Origin of the sequence: Kordia zhangzhouensis (assembly GCF_001005305.1) — a bacterium.
GTDB classification, from domain to species: domain Bacteria; phylum Bacteroidota; class Bacteroidia; order Flavobacteriales; family Flavobacteriaceae; genus Kordia; species Kordia zhangzhouensis.
The window spans coordinates 546990-562909 of the sequence record NZ_LBMH01000003.1 but is presented as its reverse complement, the minus strand read 5'-3'; the positions used below and the strand labels follow the sequence as shown (position 1 = coordinate 562909).

General features: G+C 34.6%; 13 protein-coding genes and 1 tRNA gene. 3 read left to right on the top strand and 11 right to left on the bottom strand.

Going from position 1 to position 15920, the window contains the following annotated elements:
• Nucleotides 1-40: 40 nt before the first annotated feature.
• The 8 genes from mgtE to AA088_RS05820 all read right to left on the bottom strand — a co-directional run bounded on the left by mgtE (nucleotide 41) and on the right by AA088_RS05820 (nucleotide 8920).
• On the bottom strand, nucleotides 41-1393 hold the full coding sequence (gene mgtE, locus AA088_RS05855) for a magnesium transporter (protein WP_046743999.1): 1353 nt from the start codon (nucleotides 1391-1393) through the stop codon (nucleotides 41-43).
• Entirely contained in the window at nucleotides 1374-2162 is a 789-nt protein-coding gene (rsmA, locus tag AA088_RS05850) for a 16S rRNA (adenine(1518)-N(6)/adenine(1519)-N(6))-dimethyltransferase RsmA (protein WP_046743998.1), read from the bottom strand. The genes mgtE and rsmA overlap by 20 nt, the downstream gene beginning before the upstream one ends.
• 6 nt (nucleotides 2163-2168) lie before the next feature.
• Nucleotides 2169-2612 (bottom strand): hypothetical protein, encoded by a 444-nt coding sequence (locus tag AA088_RS05845; protein ID WP_046743997.1) that lies wholly within the window; start codon nucleotides 2610-2612, stop codon nucleotides 2169-2171.
• A gap of 4 nt (nucleotides 2613-2616) precedes the next feature.
• Nucleotides 2617-2931, bottom strand: a complete 315-nt coding sequence (locus AA088_RS05840; RefSeq protein WP_046743996.1) for a DUF4286 family protein — start codon at nucleotides 2929-2931, stop codon at nucleotides 2617-2619.
• Between the two features lie 35 nt (nucleotides 2932-2966).
• Nucleotides 2967-4751 carry a tetratricopeptide repeat protein gene (locus tag AA088_RS05835; protein WP_046743995.1) on the bottom strand — a complete coding sequence of 595 codons (1785 nt, stop codon included), beginning with the start codon at nucleotides 4749-4751 and terminating at the stop codon, nucleotides 2967-2969.
• A 367-nt stretch (nucleotides 4752-5118) separates the two neighbouring features.
• Nucleotides 5119-6390, bottom strand: a complete 1272-nt coding sequence (gene serS, locus AA088_RS05830; RefSeq protein WP_046743994.1) for a serine--tRNA ligase — start codon at nucleotides 6388-6390, stop codon at nucleotides 5119-5121.
• Nucleotides 6391-6651: 261 nt separating this feature from the next.
• On the bottom strand, nucleotides 6652-7998 hold the full coding sequence (locus AA088_RS05825; RefSeq protein ID WP_046743993.1) for an HTTM domain-containing protein: 1347 nt from the start codon (nucleotides 7996-7998) through the stop codon (nucleotides 6652-6654).
• Nucleotides 7988-8920 (bottom strand): bifunctional riboflavin kinase/FAD synthetase, encoded by a 933-nt coding sequence (locus AA088_RS05820; protein WP_046743992.1) that lies wholly within the window; start codon nucleotides 8918-8920, stop codon nucleotides 7988-7990. Before AA088_RS05820 ends, AA088_RS05825 begins: the two co-directional genes overlap by 11 nt.
• Before the next feature lie 215 nt (nucleotides 8921-9135).
• Here AA088_RS05820 and AA088_RS05815 point away from each other — a divergent pair, with 215 nt between their 5' ends.
• Nucleotides 9136-12456, top strand: a complete 3321-nt coding sequence (locus AA088_RS05815; protein WP_046743991.1) for a reprolysin-like metallopeptidase — start codon at nucleotides 9136-9138, stop codon at nucleotides 12454-12456.
• Nucleotides 12457-12515: 59 nt separating this feature from the next.
• Here the strand turns inward: AA088_RS05815 and pth are convergent, their stop codons facing one another.
• From pth to AA088_RS05800, 3 genes are all read right to left on the bottom strand, one after another.
• Entirely contained in the window at nucleotides 12516-13157 is a 642-nt protein-coding gene (gene pth / locus AA088_RS05810; RefSeq protein ID WP_046743990.1) for an aminoacyl-tRNA hydrolase, read from the bottom strand.
• 78 nt (nucleotides 13158-13235) lie between these two features.
• The gene (locus AA088_RS05805; protein ID WP_046743989.1) at nucleotides 13236-13838 is read right to left on the bottom strand and encodes a 50S ribosomal protein L25/general stress protein Ctc; all 603 of its coding nucleotides are present in this window, start codon (nucleotides 13836-13838) and stop codon (nucleotides 13236-13238) included.
• Nucleotides 13839-13863: 25 nt separating this feature from the next.
• Nucleotides 13864-14805 (bottom strand): ribose-phosphate pyrophosphokinase, encoded by a 942-nt coding sequence (locus AA088_RS05800; RefSeq protein ID WP_046743988.1) that lies wholly within the window; start codon nucleotides 14803-14805, stop codon nucleotides 13864-13866.
• Nucleotides 14806-14961: 156 nt separating this feature from the next.
• Here AA088_RS05800 and AA088_RS05795 point away from each other — a divergent pair.
• A tRNA-Leu gene (locus AA088_RS05795) sits at nucleotides 14962-15043 on the top strand.
• A 642-nt stretch (nucleotides 15044-15685) separates the two neighbouring features.
• Complete coding sequence (locus tag AA088_RS05790) at nucleotides 15686-15895, top strand: hypothetical protein (protein WP_156168424.1); 210 nt, start codon at nucleotides 15686-15688, stop codon at nucleotides 15893-15895.
• Nucleotides 15896-15920 lie beyond the last annotated feature (25 nt).

The window sequence follows — 15920 nt, the reverse complement described above, 5'->3', positions numbered from 1 at the left end:
TGAAGTTTAACGTAGAGCGGACTCGTAAGAGTTCGCTTTTTTAGATGCCAATGATGAGTTTAGCAATTAAAAAGTAAATCAATATTCCAAAAATATCATTACTAGTGGTAATAAATGGACCAGTAGCGATTGCAGGATCTATTCCGCGTTTGTTTAAGAATAACGGAATAAAAGTACCAATGATGCCGGCAACGATGATTACAATTACTAATGAAACAGAAATTGCCAAAGCTGCTGTGGCATCATCTTTCCAAATCCATACTACAATCAAAAGAATGGAAGCCAAAGCAATACCATTGAGCATGGCTAATAGCATTTCTTTCCACAATCTATTGTTAATGCTACCTTTAATATCATCATTTGCTAGTCCTTGTACAATAATTGCACTTGATTGAACTCCTACATTTCCTGCCATGGCTGCTATTAATGGAGTAAAAAAGAATAGAATAGCATATTTGCTAATCATTTCTTCAAAACCTTCCATGATGGCAGCAGCACCAATTCCTCCTACCAATCCTAAAAATAGCCATGGCAAGCGTGCACGTGTGAGTTGCCAAATACTATCACCAGCTTCTACATCTTGTGTAATACCTGCAGCTAATTGATAATCTTTGTCAGCTTCTTCTTTAATAACATCGACAATATCATCAATGGTAATGCGTCCTACCAATCGCTTCATTTCATCTACTACAGGAATAGCTTCTAAGTCATATTTTGACATGACTCTCGCTACATCTTCGGCTTTGTCTCCCACATTTACGTAGTCAACTTTTGGAATATATATATCCTTGATTGGCGTTCGTGTTGATGTTGTAAGTAAGTCTTTTAATGACAGTCTACCTTTTAGGATATCATTATCATCAACTACATAAATGGAGTGTACACGGGTTACTTCTTCTGCTTGCTTGCGCATTTCTCTAACGCAGGTCATGACATTCCAGTTTTCATTTACCCAAACCAACTCTTTTGCCATCAATCCACCGGCAGTATCGTCGTCATAACGAAGTAATTCGACGATTTCTTTTGCGTGTTCTTTGTCTTCTATTTCAGAGATTACTTCTTGAATTCGTTCTTCAGGAAGCTCAGAAATAATATCTGCAGCATCATCAGTGTCTAGTTCATCAATTTCTTCCGCAATTTCTTTGGCAGAAAGATTTTCGAGTATTTTTTCACGTGTATCCTCGTCTAGCTCTGTAAGAATGTCAGATGTTTTTTCACTATCTAGTAATTTGATAAGATAGGTAGCCTGATCAAGATTCAATTCATCAATAATTTCAGCGACATCAGCATAATGCACTTCTTCTAGTAATTCTAGAAGTGTAGCATCTTTTCCTTCTTCAATGAGTTGCGCTACTTGCGCAATGAGTTCTTCGCTAAGTTTGAATGGAATCATTGTCTATCTTACTGGTTAGGTCTATAAAACCTTGAACACTTATTTGTTCAGGTCGTAGCCCAAAGATAGTATCTTCTTTTAAATTATCGGAAAGATTGAATGTTTTTAAACTGTTACGGAGTGTTTTTCTTCGTTGTTGGAAGGCTGTTTTTACAACTCTAAAGAATAATTTTTCATCACATGAAAGTGTATAATCCTTTTTTCTGATAAGTCGCATTACACCCGAATCAACTTTTGGAGGCGGATTGAAAACACCAGGAGGAACAGTGAATAAGTATTCCGCATCATAAAAGGCTTGTGTTAAAACAGATAAAATTCCATAGGTTTTGTTTCCATGAGGCGCACAAATACGTTGTGCTACTTCTTTTTGAAACATCCCGCTAAATTCTGGAATTTGATCGCGCATTTCAAGGGTTTTAAACACTATTTGTGTAGAAATATTGTATGGGAAATTTCCTATTATAGCAAAAGGTTTATCATCAAATGTTTTAGTCAAATCGTATTTTAAGAAGTCTTTTTCCAGAATTCTATCTGAAAGCTGTAAATAGTGTGCTTTTAGATAGTCAACAGATTCTGTGTCAATTTCACAGACATATGTTGTTATCGGTTTTTCGAGTAAATACTTTGTCAAAACGCCCATGCCTGGTCCAATTTCAAGTACATTTTGATATTGATTTAATGTTAGCGTATCTGCAATGCGTTTGGCTACATTTTCATCTTTTAAAAAATGCTGACCGAGGTGTTTTTTAGCTTTGACTTTGTCTGACATACGGATTTAATTAGCAGCTTCTATTTGTTGTATTATGTGCGATTCAATTTTTTGACGATCTTTTTTAGAAAACCAAGAGAGTTCAATGTCAAATTGTTTTCCGTCATGCGAAATCACATAAGGTTCGCTACCTCCTTTGCCTTTGTGATATGATTTTAAGTCAGCGAAATTTCTTTTAAAACGATTCGTTTTAAGCGTAGTGGCGTTTAGTACAATTTGTGGTTTTCCTCTTAAAGCGATAATTACGATGAAAAGTATTGAAATAAGTCCTACAAATCCATTAATTATATATTCAATAGCTACTAAGTTTTTTCTAAATTCAATGCTTAGTTCTTTTGCAATTTTATGAGAGAATAGTGTTGCTATGAAAAAACCAAAAACGAGTACAGCAATAATTAATACTATTTTAATAAGATAAGCATATTGAGAATAATATTTATGTTCCTGCATAGTATTACGCTTTAAAATCTTCAATAATTTTTAATTCTGTGCGGAAACCAAGCATTTTGTCGGCAAACTTTTTCATGCCTTCTTCTCGAAGTCTTGGAGCATCTTCTTCATAATAAGCTTCAAGAGCTTCCTTCGATTTTGCTGTGTATTGAACGGCATAGGTTGTGCCACCCATTTCCTCTTCTACTAATACTTCTACTAAGCGTGCAGACGTAAATTTTCCAGTAGCTAATACATCTGGAATATGTGTTCGAATCCACAATTTGAATTCTTCGTGGATACTGTCGTCAATATTTATGGTAACGTTGTAAATGTACATGCGTGCAATTTGTAATGAACTGCAAAATTACGGTTTTAATTGATAGTATCACCACGTAATTTGCGATATGATTTCTGTGCCGCTACATAATGAATGCTGTCTTGATGATTGAAAATGATTTCTTCAAAGAATTGTTTTGCTTTTTCAGGGTCATCAAAATGATTTAAGTACAGTTGTGCTATTGCAAAATAGGCATCATCTACCAAAATATCATCTTTGTAAAATTCAATAATCTTTTTGTAATTCAGTCTTGCTTTATCATATTCTCCACGTTTTTCATAGAGTTTGGCTTGCATGAATAATGCTTCATCTTCAATTTTTTCACCTTTATGATTTTGTAAAATATCTTCTAAAGTCTCTATGGCTTTGGTATCTTTTTTTTGATATGCAAGTAAATCAGCCTTAGCATATTTTTTGAGTGCCGTTTGCGTAGAATCTTCTAGTGAATTATCGGAAATGATTAACTTTAGCTGCAATGCATCATTAGCGATCAATTGTGATACAGAAGATTTTAATACTTTGAGTTGTGTTTCTGCCCAATCAAAATCGCCTTTGTAGTAACTTGTTCGAGCAACTCGAAAGCGTGCTTCTTGTCCTGTAACATCGTTTTTTAGTGTTTGCTGAACTTGAGAAAAATAAATTAAAGCTTGATTAAATTGTTCTTGGTATACTAAAATATCTCCTAAAGCAAGTTTGATTTCTGCTTGTTGACGCTTATTGAGAGGTTGTTGAAGTGTTTCTTTTAAATATTGTACAGCTGTTTCGGGTGTTTCTTTTTGAAAAGCTAAAAAATTTGCATAATCGCGCTGTAATATTACTGTTTTAAAGTTACGTCCATACGTTTCAAAAAGTGTGTCAAAACGCTTTTGGATTTCGGTATAATTTCCATCTGTAATCGATTCGAGATCAATTTGAATAAGATTTTGTGAAGCACGAATCTTAGTTGCATCTTGATTTGAGTTTTCAATAATATAGTTTAGGATTTCCCGAGCTGTTTCGTGGTCACCATCTTCTATACTTAAGCTAGCCAGTTCAAAAATGCGTTGTAAAGAATAATCACCTTGTGCATAAATTGCTTTTTCTTGAATGAATGCTCGTTTGTATTGTTTTTGTTGAACAAATAACCAACTTAATAACTCATTCCACAATAAATTTGGTTCTTGCTGATTGCGTTTTAGAAGTAACTTTCTAAAAAGAGTATTATTTTCATCATTAGGGTCGTTTCGTAAAAACTGACTGATAATGCGTTGTGCATATCCTTTTTGTTCTACACGATCGCGTATTAAGTCCAAATAGCTAGAAAACATTTTTTCAATTTCACCCTTTTCACCATAAATACGTGCAATGTTGTTCATAAAATTGTAGTTAGGGTTTTCTTCCATAGCGTTTTGGTATACACGCAATGCATAATCTAACAACGATTTTTTTTCAAACGCTCTTCCAACAATATAAGATGATGAAATTTTTCCTTTGCTATACTCAAGAGCATTTTCATAATATTTTTGAGCTGTAATGGTATCTCTTTTAAGATCGTAGTTAAACCCAGTCTCTACTAATAGAATAGGATTGAGCGGAGGTTTTTTCAATTCTTCCAATAAAAGCTTTTCGGCAGTTTCAAAATCTTCCAATTGTTGATGACAATTCACTATTGAAATGAAAAAATTAATTTTTCTAGGAGATTTTTTATAAAGATCTTCAAACGCAATAATCGCTTTTTTGTATTCTCCTTTGTCATAATACTGCTGCGCCAACACTTCATTTTGTCCGTAGCTTTTTACACACATTAATACGCTAAATATAAAAATGAAAAGATTACGCATAGCTGAGCTTTTTGTCAAAGATAGTATAAAGTATGTTAAATAAATGATAATGTATTTTGTAAGGAAAAACGAAGCTCACCGCCATTTAGTATTTAAAAGCGAAATGCCCGAGCAATTGCTCAGGCATTTCTATTAGCTATAAATTCCATAGATTAAAACTATTTAAAACTAGGTTTGGGTGTGTATAGCATTTTTAGTTTAATTTTTTTATCATAAAGTGCACTAGCTATCAATCTATGGAATGCACCAAATGATATGGATTTGATTTCGGGATGACAAACGTAGGAATTCCCACGATAAAAAGCAAAAAAGTTCGATAAACGGTATTATCGAACTTTTTGTATGATGAGGTTTTATTTAATATAGGTTATGAAATCGTCTCAAAACCAGTGTATTTGTGTAATACTTTAGGAATATTGATTCCGTTTTCTGTTTGACAGTTTTCTAAAATTCCAGCCAAAACTCTTGGCAATGCAAGGGCACTTCCGTTTAAGGTATGCGCTAATTCTTTGTTTCCATCTTTATCCTTAATTCGAAGTTTAAGACGATTAGCTTGGAACGTTTCAAAATTAGAAACCGAGCTAATTTCTAACCAACGGTCTTGCGCTGTTGAAAATACTTCAAAATCATAGGTTAATGCAGAAGTAAAACCAAGATCACCACCACATAAGCGTAAAATTCTATACGGAAGTTCTAATTCTTCTAGTATTTCTTTTACATGAGCTACCATGCCATCAAGTGCTGTATAGGAATCTTCTGGACGTTCAATTCGAACAATTTCTACTTTGTCAAATTGATGCAAGCGGTTTAATCCCCGAACATGCGCTCCATAACTTCCTGCTTCACGACGAAAGCAAGGCGTATAACCGGTGCAACAAATAGGCAAACTTTCTGCGGATACTAAGTCTCCACGAAACATATTAGTTACGGGAACTTCTGCTGTTGGGATTAAATATAAATCATCAACGGTAACATGGTACATTTGTCCTTCTTTGTCTGGCAATTGTCCAGTACCAAAACCTGAAGCTTCATTTACCAAATGTGGTACTTGATATTCTGTATAGCCAGCTTCCGTGTTTTTATCTAAAAAATATTGAATTAATGCACGTTGCAAACGGGCTCCTTTTCCTTTATAAACAGGGAATCCGGCACCAGTAATTTTGTTTCCTAATTCAAAATCAATAATGTCGTATTTTTTAGCCAATTCCCAGTGAGGAAGCGCGTTTTCGTGTAATGTAGGAATTGTTCCTGCACGAAATACTTCTTCGTTATCCTCTTCGCTATTTCCACTTGGAACTAACTCATTTGGGACATTCGGAATTGTATATAATAGTTCTGAAACAGCCTGTTCTTTATCTTTTAACTCCGTTTTAAGTGTTTCAGCTTGCGCTTTTAGTTGTGTGCTTTTTTCGCGTAAGATTGCTGCTTTTTGCGGTTCTCCACTTTTAAATAACTGTCCAATTTCTTTGGATAATTTATTAGAAGAAGCCAAAGTATTGTCTAATTCAACTTGCAAACTTCTACGAGCTTCATCAAGGGAAACTACTTCGTTTACAATTTCAGTTGCATCAAAATTTCGTTTCTTCAAAGCGTCAATCACTTTTGCTTTGTTCTCTCTAATAAATTGTAATTGTAACATGTTATGATGTTTTTGGCGTTCCCAAAAGGTTGCCTTAGTGTGCCTCGGCAAACTTTCGGTCAGGCTTTCGGCTATATCTTTGTGCGGTTTTCTATACTATTTTGGTAATTTTTAGAATACTCTAAATGCAAAATCACTTTAAAAAAACACACAAAGGATGTCGCCTCTATCCTTAACGCACGGATTATTGAAGGCACAAAAATAATCAAATTAAGAGAATTGACGTATAAATTTCAATTTAGAATCATACGAAAAATAAAATCATTTTTTTGAAGTAGTAGGGATGCTTTTATACTTACTTTCAAAAGGTAATATCCAATCGTGGTGAGAGAAGTGTGACCATTTTTCAGCAGCTAGATTTATGTTAGGGTCAAATAGTTTTTGATACGGATGATTATTAACTCGAACCCTACCTTCGGCATAGATTTTTACTTCTGTTCCTTTTTGTGCATATTCTTTCTTTAAAAACTGCACAAATTGCCATAGCATATCAGGTTTTACAGCTACTCTTTGCGCTTGTTTAGGAGTTATATAAGTGGCTGGATTTACATAACTGATATTTCCAGTTTTTTGATCAACCACTTTTAGTTGAACATATCCTGTTTTGGAGCGTAGCATCATACGCCAGCTTAAACGGTGGCCTTCTTCTGTCCAAAGAACATCGTCTTTAAAGGTCCAATGACGCAACGGTAGTAATATTTGAAATATAAAGTAAATTGTAAATATAGGAACCGCAATGTTGCGGAAAGGAGGTAAAATAACTTCATTTCCTTGATAAAGTGGTTTGTTTTTTAAGAAAATTGATCGGATTGTTTCAGGTTTAAAAAAGAAGATGCATAATGCTAACGACATGTACGGAAATATTCCGATGTGCAATACGAATGAGTTGAATAAGTGAAAAATAATGGAGCAGATAAAGAAAAAGATCCGTGTACGTTTCCATAGTAATCCAGGAACTACCAATAGGTCAAATCCAATTCCGACATAAGTCAAAGTATAATGAATCCATTTTTGTTGTAGAAATTCGCCAACAATTGGTAAGTTTCGTCGTCCAGCCATTAAATTGGAGGTAACATCACCCGAAATCCAATCAGGATACATTTTGGCAATAGATGCGTATGTATACACAATAAATAGCTGTAGTATAAAGATAATCAAAACCCAATTGGGCATGTGTATCTTCCTAATCTTCGGATTTTTTTTGGCGTCAATTGATAAGTAATGATGTGCAGGTACAATCCACATAAACACACATAACAAAATCAATAGATAATAATGGTTATTGTATGAGGTTTTTTGCATTAAGTAAGCACATGTCCACAAAATGGTAAAAAAGCCCATACTCCACCGATATTTGTAGCCTAGCATTACAAAAAAACCGCAAATTCCCATTAAAGAAAAGTAAAAGTACATTCCGTAACCGGGAAGTGGTTGTAACCATTCAAAGCCAATAAAGGTAAAGGTAAAATCTGGGTCAATAAAAGTGCGTTTTACCCAACCTGTAAATATGGCTCCAAATCCTTCCAAACATATAAGCAAACCAAAAAAAACTCGAAAAACTACGAGAGAAGTATTGTCTACTTGTTTGAAAAGTAATTTATTGAGCATGGTATTTTTGAATTAATATGTGTGAAGCTTCTTTGTCTTTTTCTAACTGTGCCTTCAATTTTTCAACAGAACTAAATTTTCGTTCATCCCGTAATCGTTCTATTAATTGTACTTGTATTTTTTTTCCATAAAGATCTCCTTCAAAATCGAAAAAGTGCACCTCAATAGTTTGTTTTTTTCCAGCAACAGTTGGATTAGTGCCAATATTCATCATTCCAAATACAATTGTGTCGTTAAGTGTACTTTTAACAAAATACACACCTTGCTTAGGAATAAGTTTGTACGATTCTTTAATATGTATGTTTGCAGTTGGGAAATGAATTTGGTTTCCAAGTCCTTTGCCTGAAATTACAGTTCCTGTTAGCATAAATTCGTAGCCCAGATACGTATTTGCTGTCACTATATCTCCTTCATTCAATGCTTTTCTAATTTTTGTAGAACTGATGGTAATATCATCAATTTCTTTTGCTTGAATTTCTTCTACTTTAAAGTCAAAAGCTTCTCCAAACTCTCTCAAATCATCAATATTTGCTGTCCGATTTCTGCCAAAACGATGATCATAACCAATAATAATTTTTTTTAGGTTTAAATGTTCTATTAGAAAATCACGAACAAAATCACGTGCCTTTAAACGTGAAAATTCACGATTAAAAGGATAAATAATTAGAGTATCCAATCCTGTAGCTTCAAGAAGTTGAATACGCTCTTCAATAGTATTAATGAGTTTGATGGTAGCATCTTGTTGGAGTACCATTCGCGGATGCGGAAAAAAGGTGAGTAGCATGGTCGAAAGACCTTCCGACTTAGCAATCAGATTCTCTATTATTTTTTTATGTCCTAAATGTACACCATCAAAAGTCCCAATTGTGATTGCTGAAGGACTTTCGGCTTTGTACTTTTCATGAAAATCTATAGTGTCCACGCTACTTTTTTTACAAAACTATTTAATTCTTTCTCAAAAATTAAAAAAAGACCGTGCAATCTCTAATTTTTTTAGAATAGGATATTCACAGATAAAATAAACAGATTCATCGCTTTATTGTCTTTACTTATCGAAAAAGGGTGCATTTTTTATGTAAATACAAAAAAAAAATCAATTTTTGAGCGCATAAAAAAACCCTAAATCCCATAAAAAACATGAAGCTAACTTTACGCTTCGGTTTTCTTGTGTGCATATTTTTGTTATCTACAGCAGGAATTGCTCAAAGCAATAATTGGAAGAAAAAGAAAACCGTTACAGACTCAGAAAATGTATCAAAATTACACTTATCAGAAGATAAAGTTCAATACTATGAATTAGATTTTGAAAGTTTTAAACAAGAATTAGTCAATGTTCCTGCAAGAGGAACATCTTTTGGCTCTAACACCGTTGTTCGTGTTCCAGGAGCTGAAGGAAAATTAGAAGCTTTCCGACTTTATGAGGCTTCTGTATTTGCGCCAGCATTAGCAGCTGAATTTCCTACTATTAAATCATATGTTGGTTACAGCGAGGAAAACTATGGAGCACAATTGCGTATGAGTATTTCTCATAAAGGAATTCAAACAATGATTTCTTATACAGATGCGCCAACAGTATTTATGCATCCAGCAGGAAGTGGAACTGCTAATTATGTAGTGTATACTAGAGAGGCAAGAACGAGTACTATTGGCGAATTTAATTGTACGACCATTGATGAAGTTCAAAATCGAATTACAAATGAGCAAGCACAGGCAGAAGATGCAAATGACCAAATATTAAGAACATTTCGTTTAGCAGTTTCTGTAACTGGAGAGTATACTGCATATCATGGAGGAACTGTAAATGATGCTATGGCAGCAATTAATGCAACAATGACAAGAGTAAATGCTATTTTTGAAGTAGATATGGCGGTTACTTTTGAATTGATTGCAAATAATAGTAGCTTGGTTTTTACAAATGCAAACTCAGATCCATATTCGAATGCGAATACAGGAACTGGCGGTGCGTGGAATACAGAACTTCAAAACTATTTGACAGGTTCAATCGGTAATGCGGCATATGATATTGGACATTTATTCGGAGCCTCTGGAGGAGGTGGAAATGCAGGTTGTATAGGTTGTGTGTGTGTAGATGATACTGCATCAACAAATGATACAAATAAAGGAAGTGCTTATACTTCACCTGCAGATGCTATTCCAGAAGGAGATACATTTGATGTGGATTATGTAGCTCATGAAATAGGTCACCAAATGGGAGCTAACCATACTTGGGCTTTTAATACTGAAGGAACTGGAGTAAATGCTGAGCCAGGAAGTGGTTCAACAGTAATGGCATATGCAGGAATTACAGGAGCAAACAATGTACAGCAGAATAGTGATCCGTATTTTCACTATCATAGTATCCGTCAAGTATTGGATAATTTGGTAACGCGTACTTGTTGGCAAGCAAATAGTTCGCCAGCTATTGCAAACAATCCTCCAAGTGCCAATGCTGGAAGTGATTATGTCATTCCACAAGGAACTGCGTATGTATTGCGTGGAAGTGCCACCGATCCTGATGGTGGAGATGCACTAACATATTGTTGGGAGCAAACAGATAGCGGACAGGTAACAAACACTTCTTTCGGTCCAACAGTTACTAATGGTTCTATGAACCGCTCGTTGCCGCCAACAAGTTCACCTAACAGATACATTCCAAAATTAAGCAGAGTTGCTTCAGGGAATTTGACACAAACTAACCCAACAATTAATAGTGCTTGGGAAACTGTAGCGACTGTTAACAGAACTATGAATTGGGCGTTGACGGTTCGTGATAGAGAGCCAACAGCAACTGGACTTGGTGGGCAAACAAGCTATGATACCATGTCTATTCAAGTAACAACAACAGCAGGGCCTTTTACGGTAACTTCGCAAACATCTAACGTAAGTTGGGAAATGGGAACATCACAAACCGTAACTTGGAACGTAGCAAATACTAATATTGCACCTGTAAATACTGCCAATGTAAATATTTTATTATCTGTTGATGGCGGAGTAACGTTCCCTTATACCTTAGCAACCAACGTTCCTAACGATGGTTCACAGCAAGTAACGGTTCCGGTAACGCCAGCAACATCACAGGCGAGAGTTATTGTAGAAGGTGCAGGAAATATTTTCTTTGCGATGAATTCTAGCAACTTTACCTTGGTTGAGCCAGATTTTGCTTTGGTTTTTGCAGATAATGACGAAACTGCGTGTCAACCAGCAAATGCAGTATATAACTTTACATATAATGCTTTTAACGGATTTAGCGGAACGACTACATTTTCAACGTCTGGATTGCCTTCTGGAGCTACGGCTACATTCAATCCAACAAGTGCTTCTGTAGATGGAACACCAGTAACATTGACAATTTCAGGAACAGCAGGTGTTGCAAGTGGAAATTATGCTTTTTCTGCCACAGGAACTTCGGGTACTACAACGCGATCTGCAGAAGTTTTGTTGAGTGTATTCCCAAGCAGTTTAACGCCAGTAACCTTAGTTACACCTTCTAACAATGCTACAAACCTTCCTGTCAATTCAACTTTTGATTGGTCAACAAATAGTTTGACAGACGGATATCTTATAGAAATAGCTACCGATCCTGGATTTTCAAGTATTGTAGAGTCAGCAACTGTAGCAAACGCCAATTATACGCCAACTTCATTGGCACAATCAACCACGTACTATTGGAGAGTTGGTGTTTCTAACGAATGTGCTTCTACTGCATATTCAAGTACGTATTCGTTCACTACACAATCGTGTGCGGTTTGTGCTTCGGTAGCCAATACAAGCTTCTTAACTAGTACGACATTGGTAAGTTTTGAAAGTATCAATAGAGTTTCAGCAAAACCTAGCGGATACAGTGATTATACCGCAACGGATATTGCTACCGTAACAAAAGAATCTTCGTATCCAATTACGATAAACGTAAATACAGACGGAAATTATACTACGCGTACACTTGTTTGGATTGACTGGAATCAGAACTGTAGTTTTGACGATCCTGGAGAAGAATATGATTTAGGTTCAGCAAACAATATTGATGACGGACCAACTTCGAATTCTGGGATGATGATTCTCGTACCAAGTACTGCTGCAATTGGTTCAACTACAATGCGTGTTTCTACAAAATATAATGTATTGCCAACTTCGTGTGAAAATGGTGCTGATGCTGAAGTAGAAGATTATAGAATTAATGTGGAAAATACCTTATCAACGGTTGAAAATGAATTGGAAGATTTCGCTATTTGGCCAAATCCTTCTAATGGTCAATTTACAATAAAGTTTACTTCCAGTTCAACAGAACGAGTTTCAATTGATGTTGTAGATGTAAGAGGGCGTATTGTTTTTGCTAATACCTATGATAGTGAAACAAACTTCTCTAAAGAATTGAATCTTACTTCTGCACAAGCAGGATTGTATATGGTACGAGTAAATGATGGGGAACGAGTGAGTATTAAAAAAGTTGTAATTCAGTAAACATATACCGATATCCCTACTAGGCTAAAAATAAAAAGAGAGGTAAAACACCTCTCTTTTTATTTTCCATTAAAATTATTCATAGTATTAGAAATTCCGGAAGTACCAAAGGATTTAATGAGTTCAATGCTTTTTTCAAGGCGTTCAGGAAGTAGTTTGTTTTCTTCTTCATTCCATTCGCCTAGCACATAGTTTACTTGTCGTCCTTTGCTAAAATCGGCACTAATTCCAAAGCGAAATCTAGGGTATTTGGTAGTATTCAATTGTTCTTGGATACTTTTAAGTCCATTATGACCGCCGTCACTTCCTTTAGCTTTTAAGCGAATTGTTCCAAACTCTAAATTTAGGTCATCTGTAATAATTAGTATATTTTCAATGGGGATTTTTTCTTTTGTCATCCAATAGCGAACAGCTTTTCCGCTGAGGTTCATATAGGTGTTTGGTTTTAACAGAATAAAAGTTCGCCCTTTGTGCTTATAAGTTGTTGTGTCTCCAAGTTTGGCTGTTTCAAATTTTAAGTCTTCCTGATGGGCTAAAAAATCTAAAATTTTAAATCCGATATTGTGTCGTGTATTTTCGTATTCGTTGCCAATATTTCCCAAACCAACAATAAGATATTTTTTCATAGGATTTTTTTCTTCTATGTCTAATAGAGGTTTTTTATGTGAATAGCTAAATAGTTTTTTTAAAAACTGAAACATAGCGTGTTTAATTTGTACAAAAATAAAAAAGCATTCCGAAAGGGAATGCTCTTTTTATAGATATCAAATGTTGAGTTTCTATTTCTTTCCAGCTGCTTTTTCTGCTTTGGCAGCTTCTTGAGCGGCTTTCATCGCAGCACGAGAAATTCTTACTTGACAAACAACAGTGTTGTCTGGATGTAATAATTTGTAGTTTTCGTTTGCTAATGAAGTTACATATAATTTATTTCCGATTTGTAACTCAGAAATATCTGCATTGATGTAATCTGGTAAATGCTTAGGTAAAGCTTTAACTTTCAATTTACGTTTGTTTAAACGTAATACACCACCGGCCATTACACCTGGAGATTTTCCTTTGATAGACACAGGAATTTCCATAGTAACTTCTTTGTCTTCGAATAAACGATAGAAGTCAATGTGTAAAATTTTGTCAGTTACAGGGTGAAATTGAATATCTTGTAAAATAGCATTATGTGTAGATCCATCTTCTAATGCAATCACAACTGTGTGCGCATTTGGAGTATACACTAATTTAGAAAATGCTAATTCTTCAGCTGAAAAGTGTAATGGTTTGTCTCCTCCGTATAATACGCAAGGAACCTTTCCAGCATTACGTAAGGCTTTAGTAGCTACTTTGCCCACGCTTTCTCTTTGAGATCCATTGATTGTAATTGATTTCATTCTTCGTGTTTATATTAATAATTAATTACATTAAAAATTTTGAGCTGATTGAAGTATTGTTCTGTACTCGTTGCATTACATCTGCAAATAGTTGTGCACAACTCACTACTTTAATCTTTTTTGACTCTTTGCGTAGAGGAATTGAATCAGTAACAATTAACTCTTCTAATTTTGAATTTTCAATTCGTTCATACGCTTGTCCTGATAATATTGGATGTGTACAGATTGCACGTACAGATAATGCTCCTCTATCCATCATGACTTCCGCAGCTTTGGTTAGTGTTCCGGCTGTATCGACCATATCATCAACCAATACTACATTTTTTCCTGTTACATCACCAATCAGTTCCATATGAGAAATCACATTGGCTTTTTTACGTTGCTTGTAACAAATAACAACGTCACTTTCTAGAAATTTAGAATAGGCATATGCTCTTTTTGATCCACCCATATCAGGAGAAGCAATGGTGAGTTTGTCTAAATTTAAGCCTCTCAAATAAGGTAAAAACACAGTAGAAGCAAATAAATGATCTACAGGTTTTTCAAAGAAACCTTGAATTTGATCAGCATGTAAATCCATAGTGATGATTCGAGTTGCTCCTGCAACTTCTAGCATTTTAGCAATCAGTTTTGCGCCTATCGGAACACGAGGTTTGTCTTTACGATCTTGTCTAGCCCATCCAAAATAGGGAAGTACTGCTGTAATATGACGTGCCGAAGCTCTTTTAGCCGCATCGAGCATTAAAAGCATTTGCATCAAGTGATCTGAATTTGGAAATGTAGATCCTATAATAAATACTCTTGCTCCGCGAATTGACTCTTCAAAAGAAGGTTGAAATTCACCATCACTATAAGTTGAGAACGTAACTTTCCCCAAATCTGTTCCATACTCTTTAGCAATTTTTCTTGCAAGTTCGTCACTTTGCGTACAAGCAAAAATCTTTGGTTCAGGGACAGCGTAAGCCATTTTAAAATTCTGTTTAGTAGTTAGTTAATTGTTGTGTTGTGTCAAATGAGGTGCAAATTTAGAAATTTATTGCAACTCTAAAAGCATTTATTTCTTTTTTTAAGTGATAATTAAAAATATTTTCTAAATTTGCACTCCTTTTACAAAATAAAAGAAGCTCGAGTGGCGGAATTGGTAGACGCGCTGGATTCAAAATCCAGTTCTTTCGGGAGTGTGGGTTCGATTCCCACCTCGAGTACGAAGCAATTTTTTTTCAAATAGAATCCCAGCAGAAATGTTGGGATTTTTTTATGTCTTTTCTTAAAGGTTTAGATTTATAGTTGCCACGGTAGATTTGATCAGAATAATTGTAAATAATCTTATTGGGTGTTCTCGTCTTATAATGCTAGAGATTTGTTTGAGGGTATGGTTTTTTATGTAGTTTGGATTAAATTCAAAAGCATGTAATTAAATAGGTATATAGAAGCAAAATCAAAAAAAGATAAGAGTTAAGCTTTATTCTAGATTAAGAGCCACATGTATAAAAAGTGTGATACATGGATAACAAACGCATAAAGTGATACGAGAAGCTTAAGATGTTATAGATTTTTATATAATAAGGAGGTCTTTTTAGAATGTAATTTAGAACAGTTTAGTTTTAGAAAGCGATAAATAATATAGCATGTTCTTGAATGAAAAAAATAATTTTCTGTAAATCCTTCGTTGAAAAGGTTGATTCAGAAAGCTTTGGGGAGGAAAGAAATTTTTATGAAATTAAATCATAGAAAATGTAAAGATTTTACTCTATAAAAATTAGAGTTTTTTTAACGCTTCTGTGAATGCTATTCTATTTTTTTTTGCGTTCATTTGGTATATTATTAATTTTAAAATCATTTATATCGTGAAAAAAAGAAATTTGAAATCTTTGAATCTTAACAAAAAATCTATTTCTAAATTAAATAATTCTGAATCAAAATTGATTGGTGGAAAAATGGATAGTGGTAATATGCTTTGTGTGCCTGAGCCTCAGCCTGATACTAAAAATCCAGGTACATGTCCTGACAATAGTGGTCTTAGACTTTGTCAATCAAATGTTATTAATTGTAATTAAAAAAGTTTTTTAATCTTCTCAAAGC

What these genes read in the sequence shown, in the direction of transcription:
- AA088_RS05835 (WP_046743995.1), bottom strand. Translation starts at nt 4,751, where the DNA reads ATGCGTAATCTTTTCATTTTTATATTTAGCGTATTAATGTGTGTAAAA.
- rsmA (WP_046743998.1), bottom strand. Translation starts at nt 2,162, where the DNA reads ATGTCAGACAAAGTCAAAGCTAAAAAACACCTCGGTCAGCATTTTTTA.
- serS (WP_046743994.1), bottom strand. Translation starts at nt 6,390, where the DNA reads ATGTTACAATTACAATTTATTAGAGAGAACAAAGCAAAAGTGATTGAC.
- AA088_RS05825 (WP_046743993.1), bottom strand. Translation starts at nt 7,998, where the DNA reads ATGCTCAATAAATTACTTTTCAAACAAGTAGACAATACTTCTCTCGTA.
- pth (WP_046743990.1), bottom strand. Translation starts at nt 13,157, where the DNA reads ATGTTTCAGTTTTTAAAAAAACTATTTAGCTATTCACATAAAAAACCT.
- AA088_RS05845 (WP_046743997.1), bottom strand. Translation starts at nt 2,612, where the DNA reads ATGCAGGAACATAAATATTATTCTCAATATGCTTATCTTATTAAAATA.
- AA088_RS05805 (WP_046743989.1), bottom strand. Translation starts at nt 13,838, where the DNA reads ATGAAATCAATTACAATCAATGGATCTCAAAGAGAAAGCGTGGGCAAA.
- AA088_RS05840 (WP_046743996.1), bottom strand. Translation starts at nt 2,931, where the DNA reads ATGTACATTTACAACGTTACCATAAATATTGACGACAGTATCCACGAA.
- mgtE (WP_046743999.1), bottom strand. Translation starts at nt 1,393, where the DNA reads ATGATTCCATTCAAACTTAGCGAAGAACTCATTGCGCAAGTAGCGCAA.
- AA088_RS05800 (WP_046743988.1), bottom strand. Translation starts at nt 14,805, where the DNA reads ATGGCTTACGCTGTCCCTGAACCAAAGATTTTTGCTTGTACGCAAAGT.
- AA088_RS05815 (WP_046743991.1), top strand. Translation starts at nt 9,136, where the DNA reads ATGAAGCTAACTTTACGCTTCGGTTTTCTTGTGTGCATATTTTTGTTA.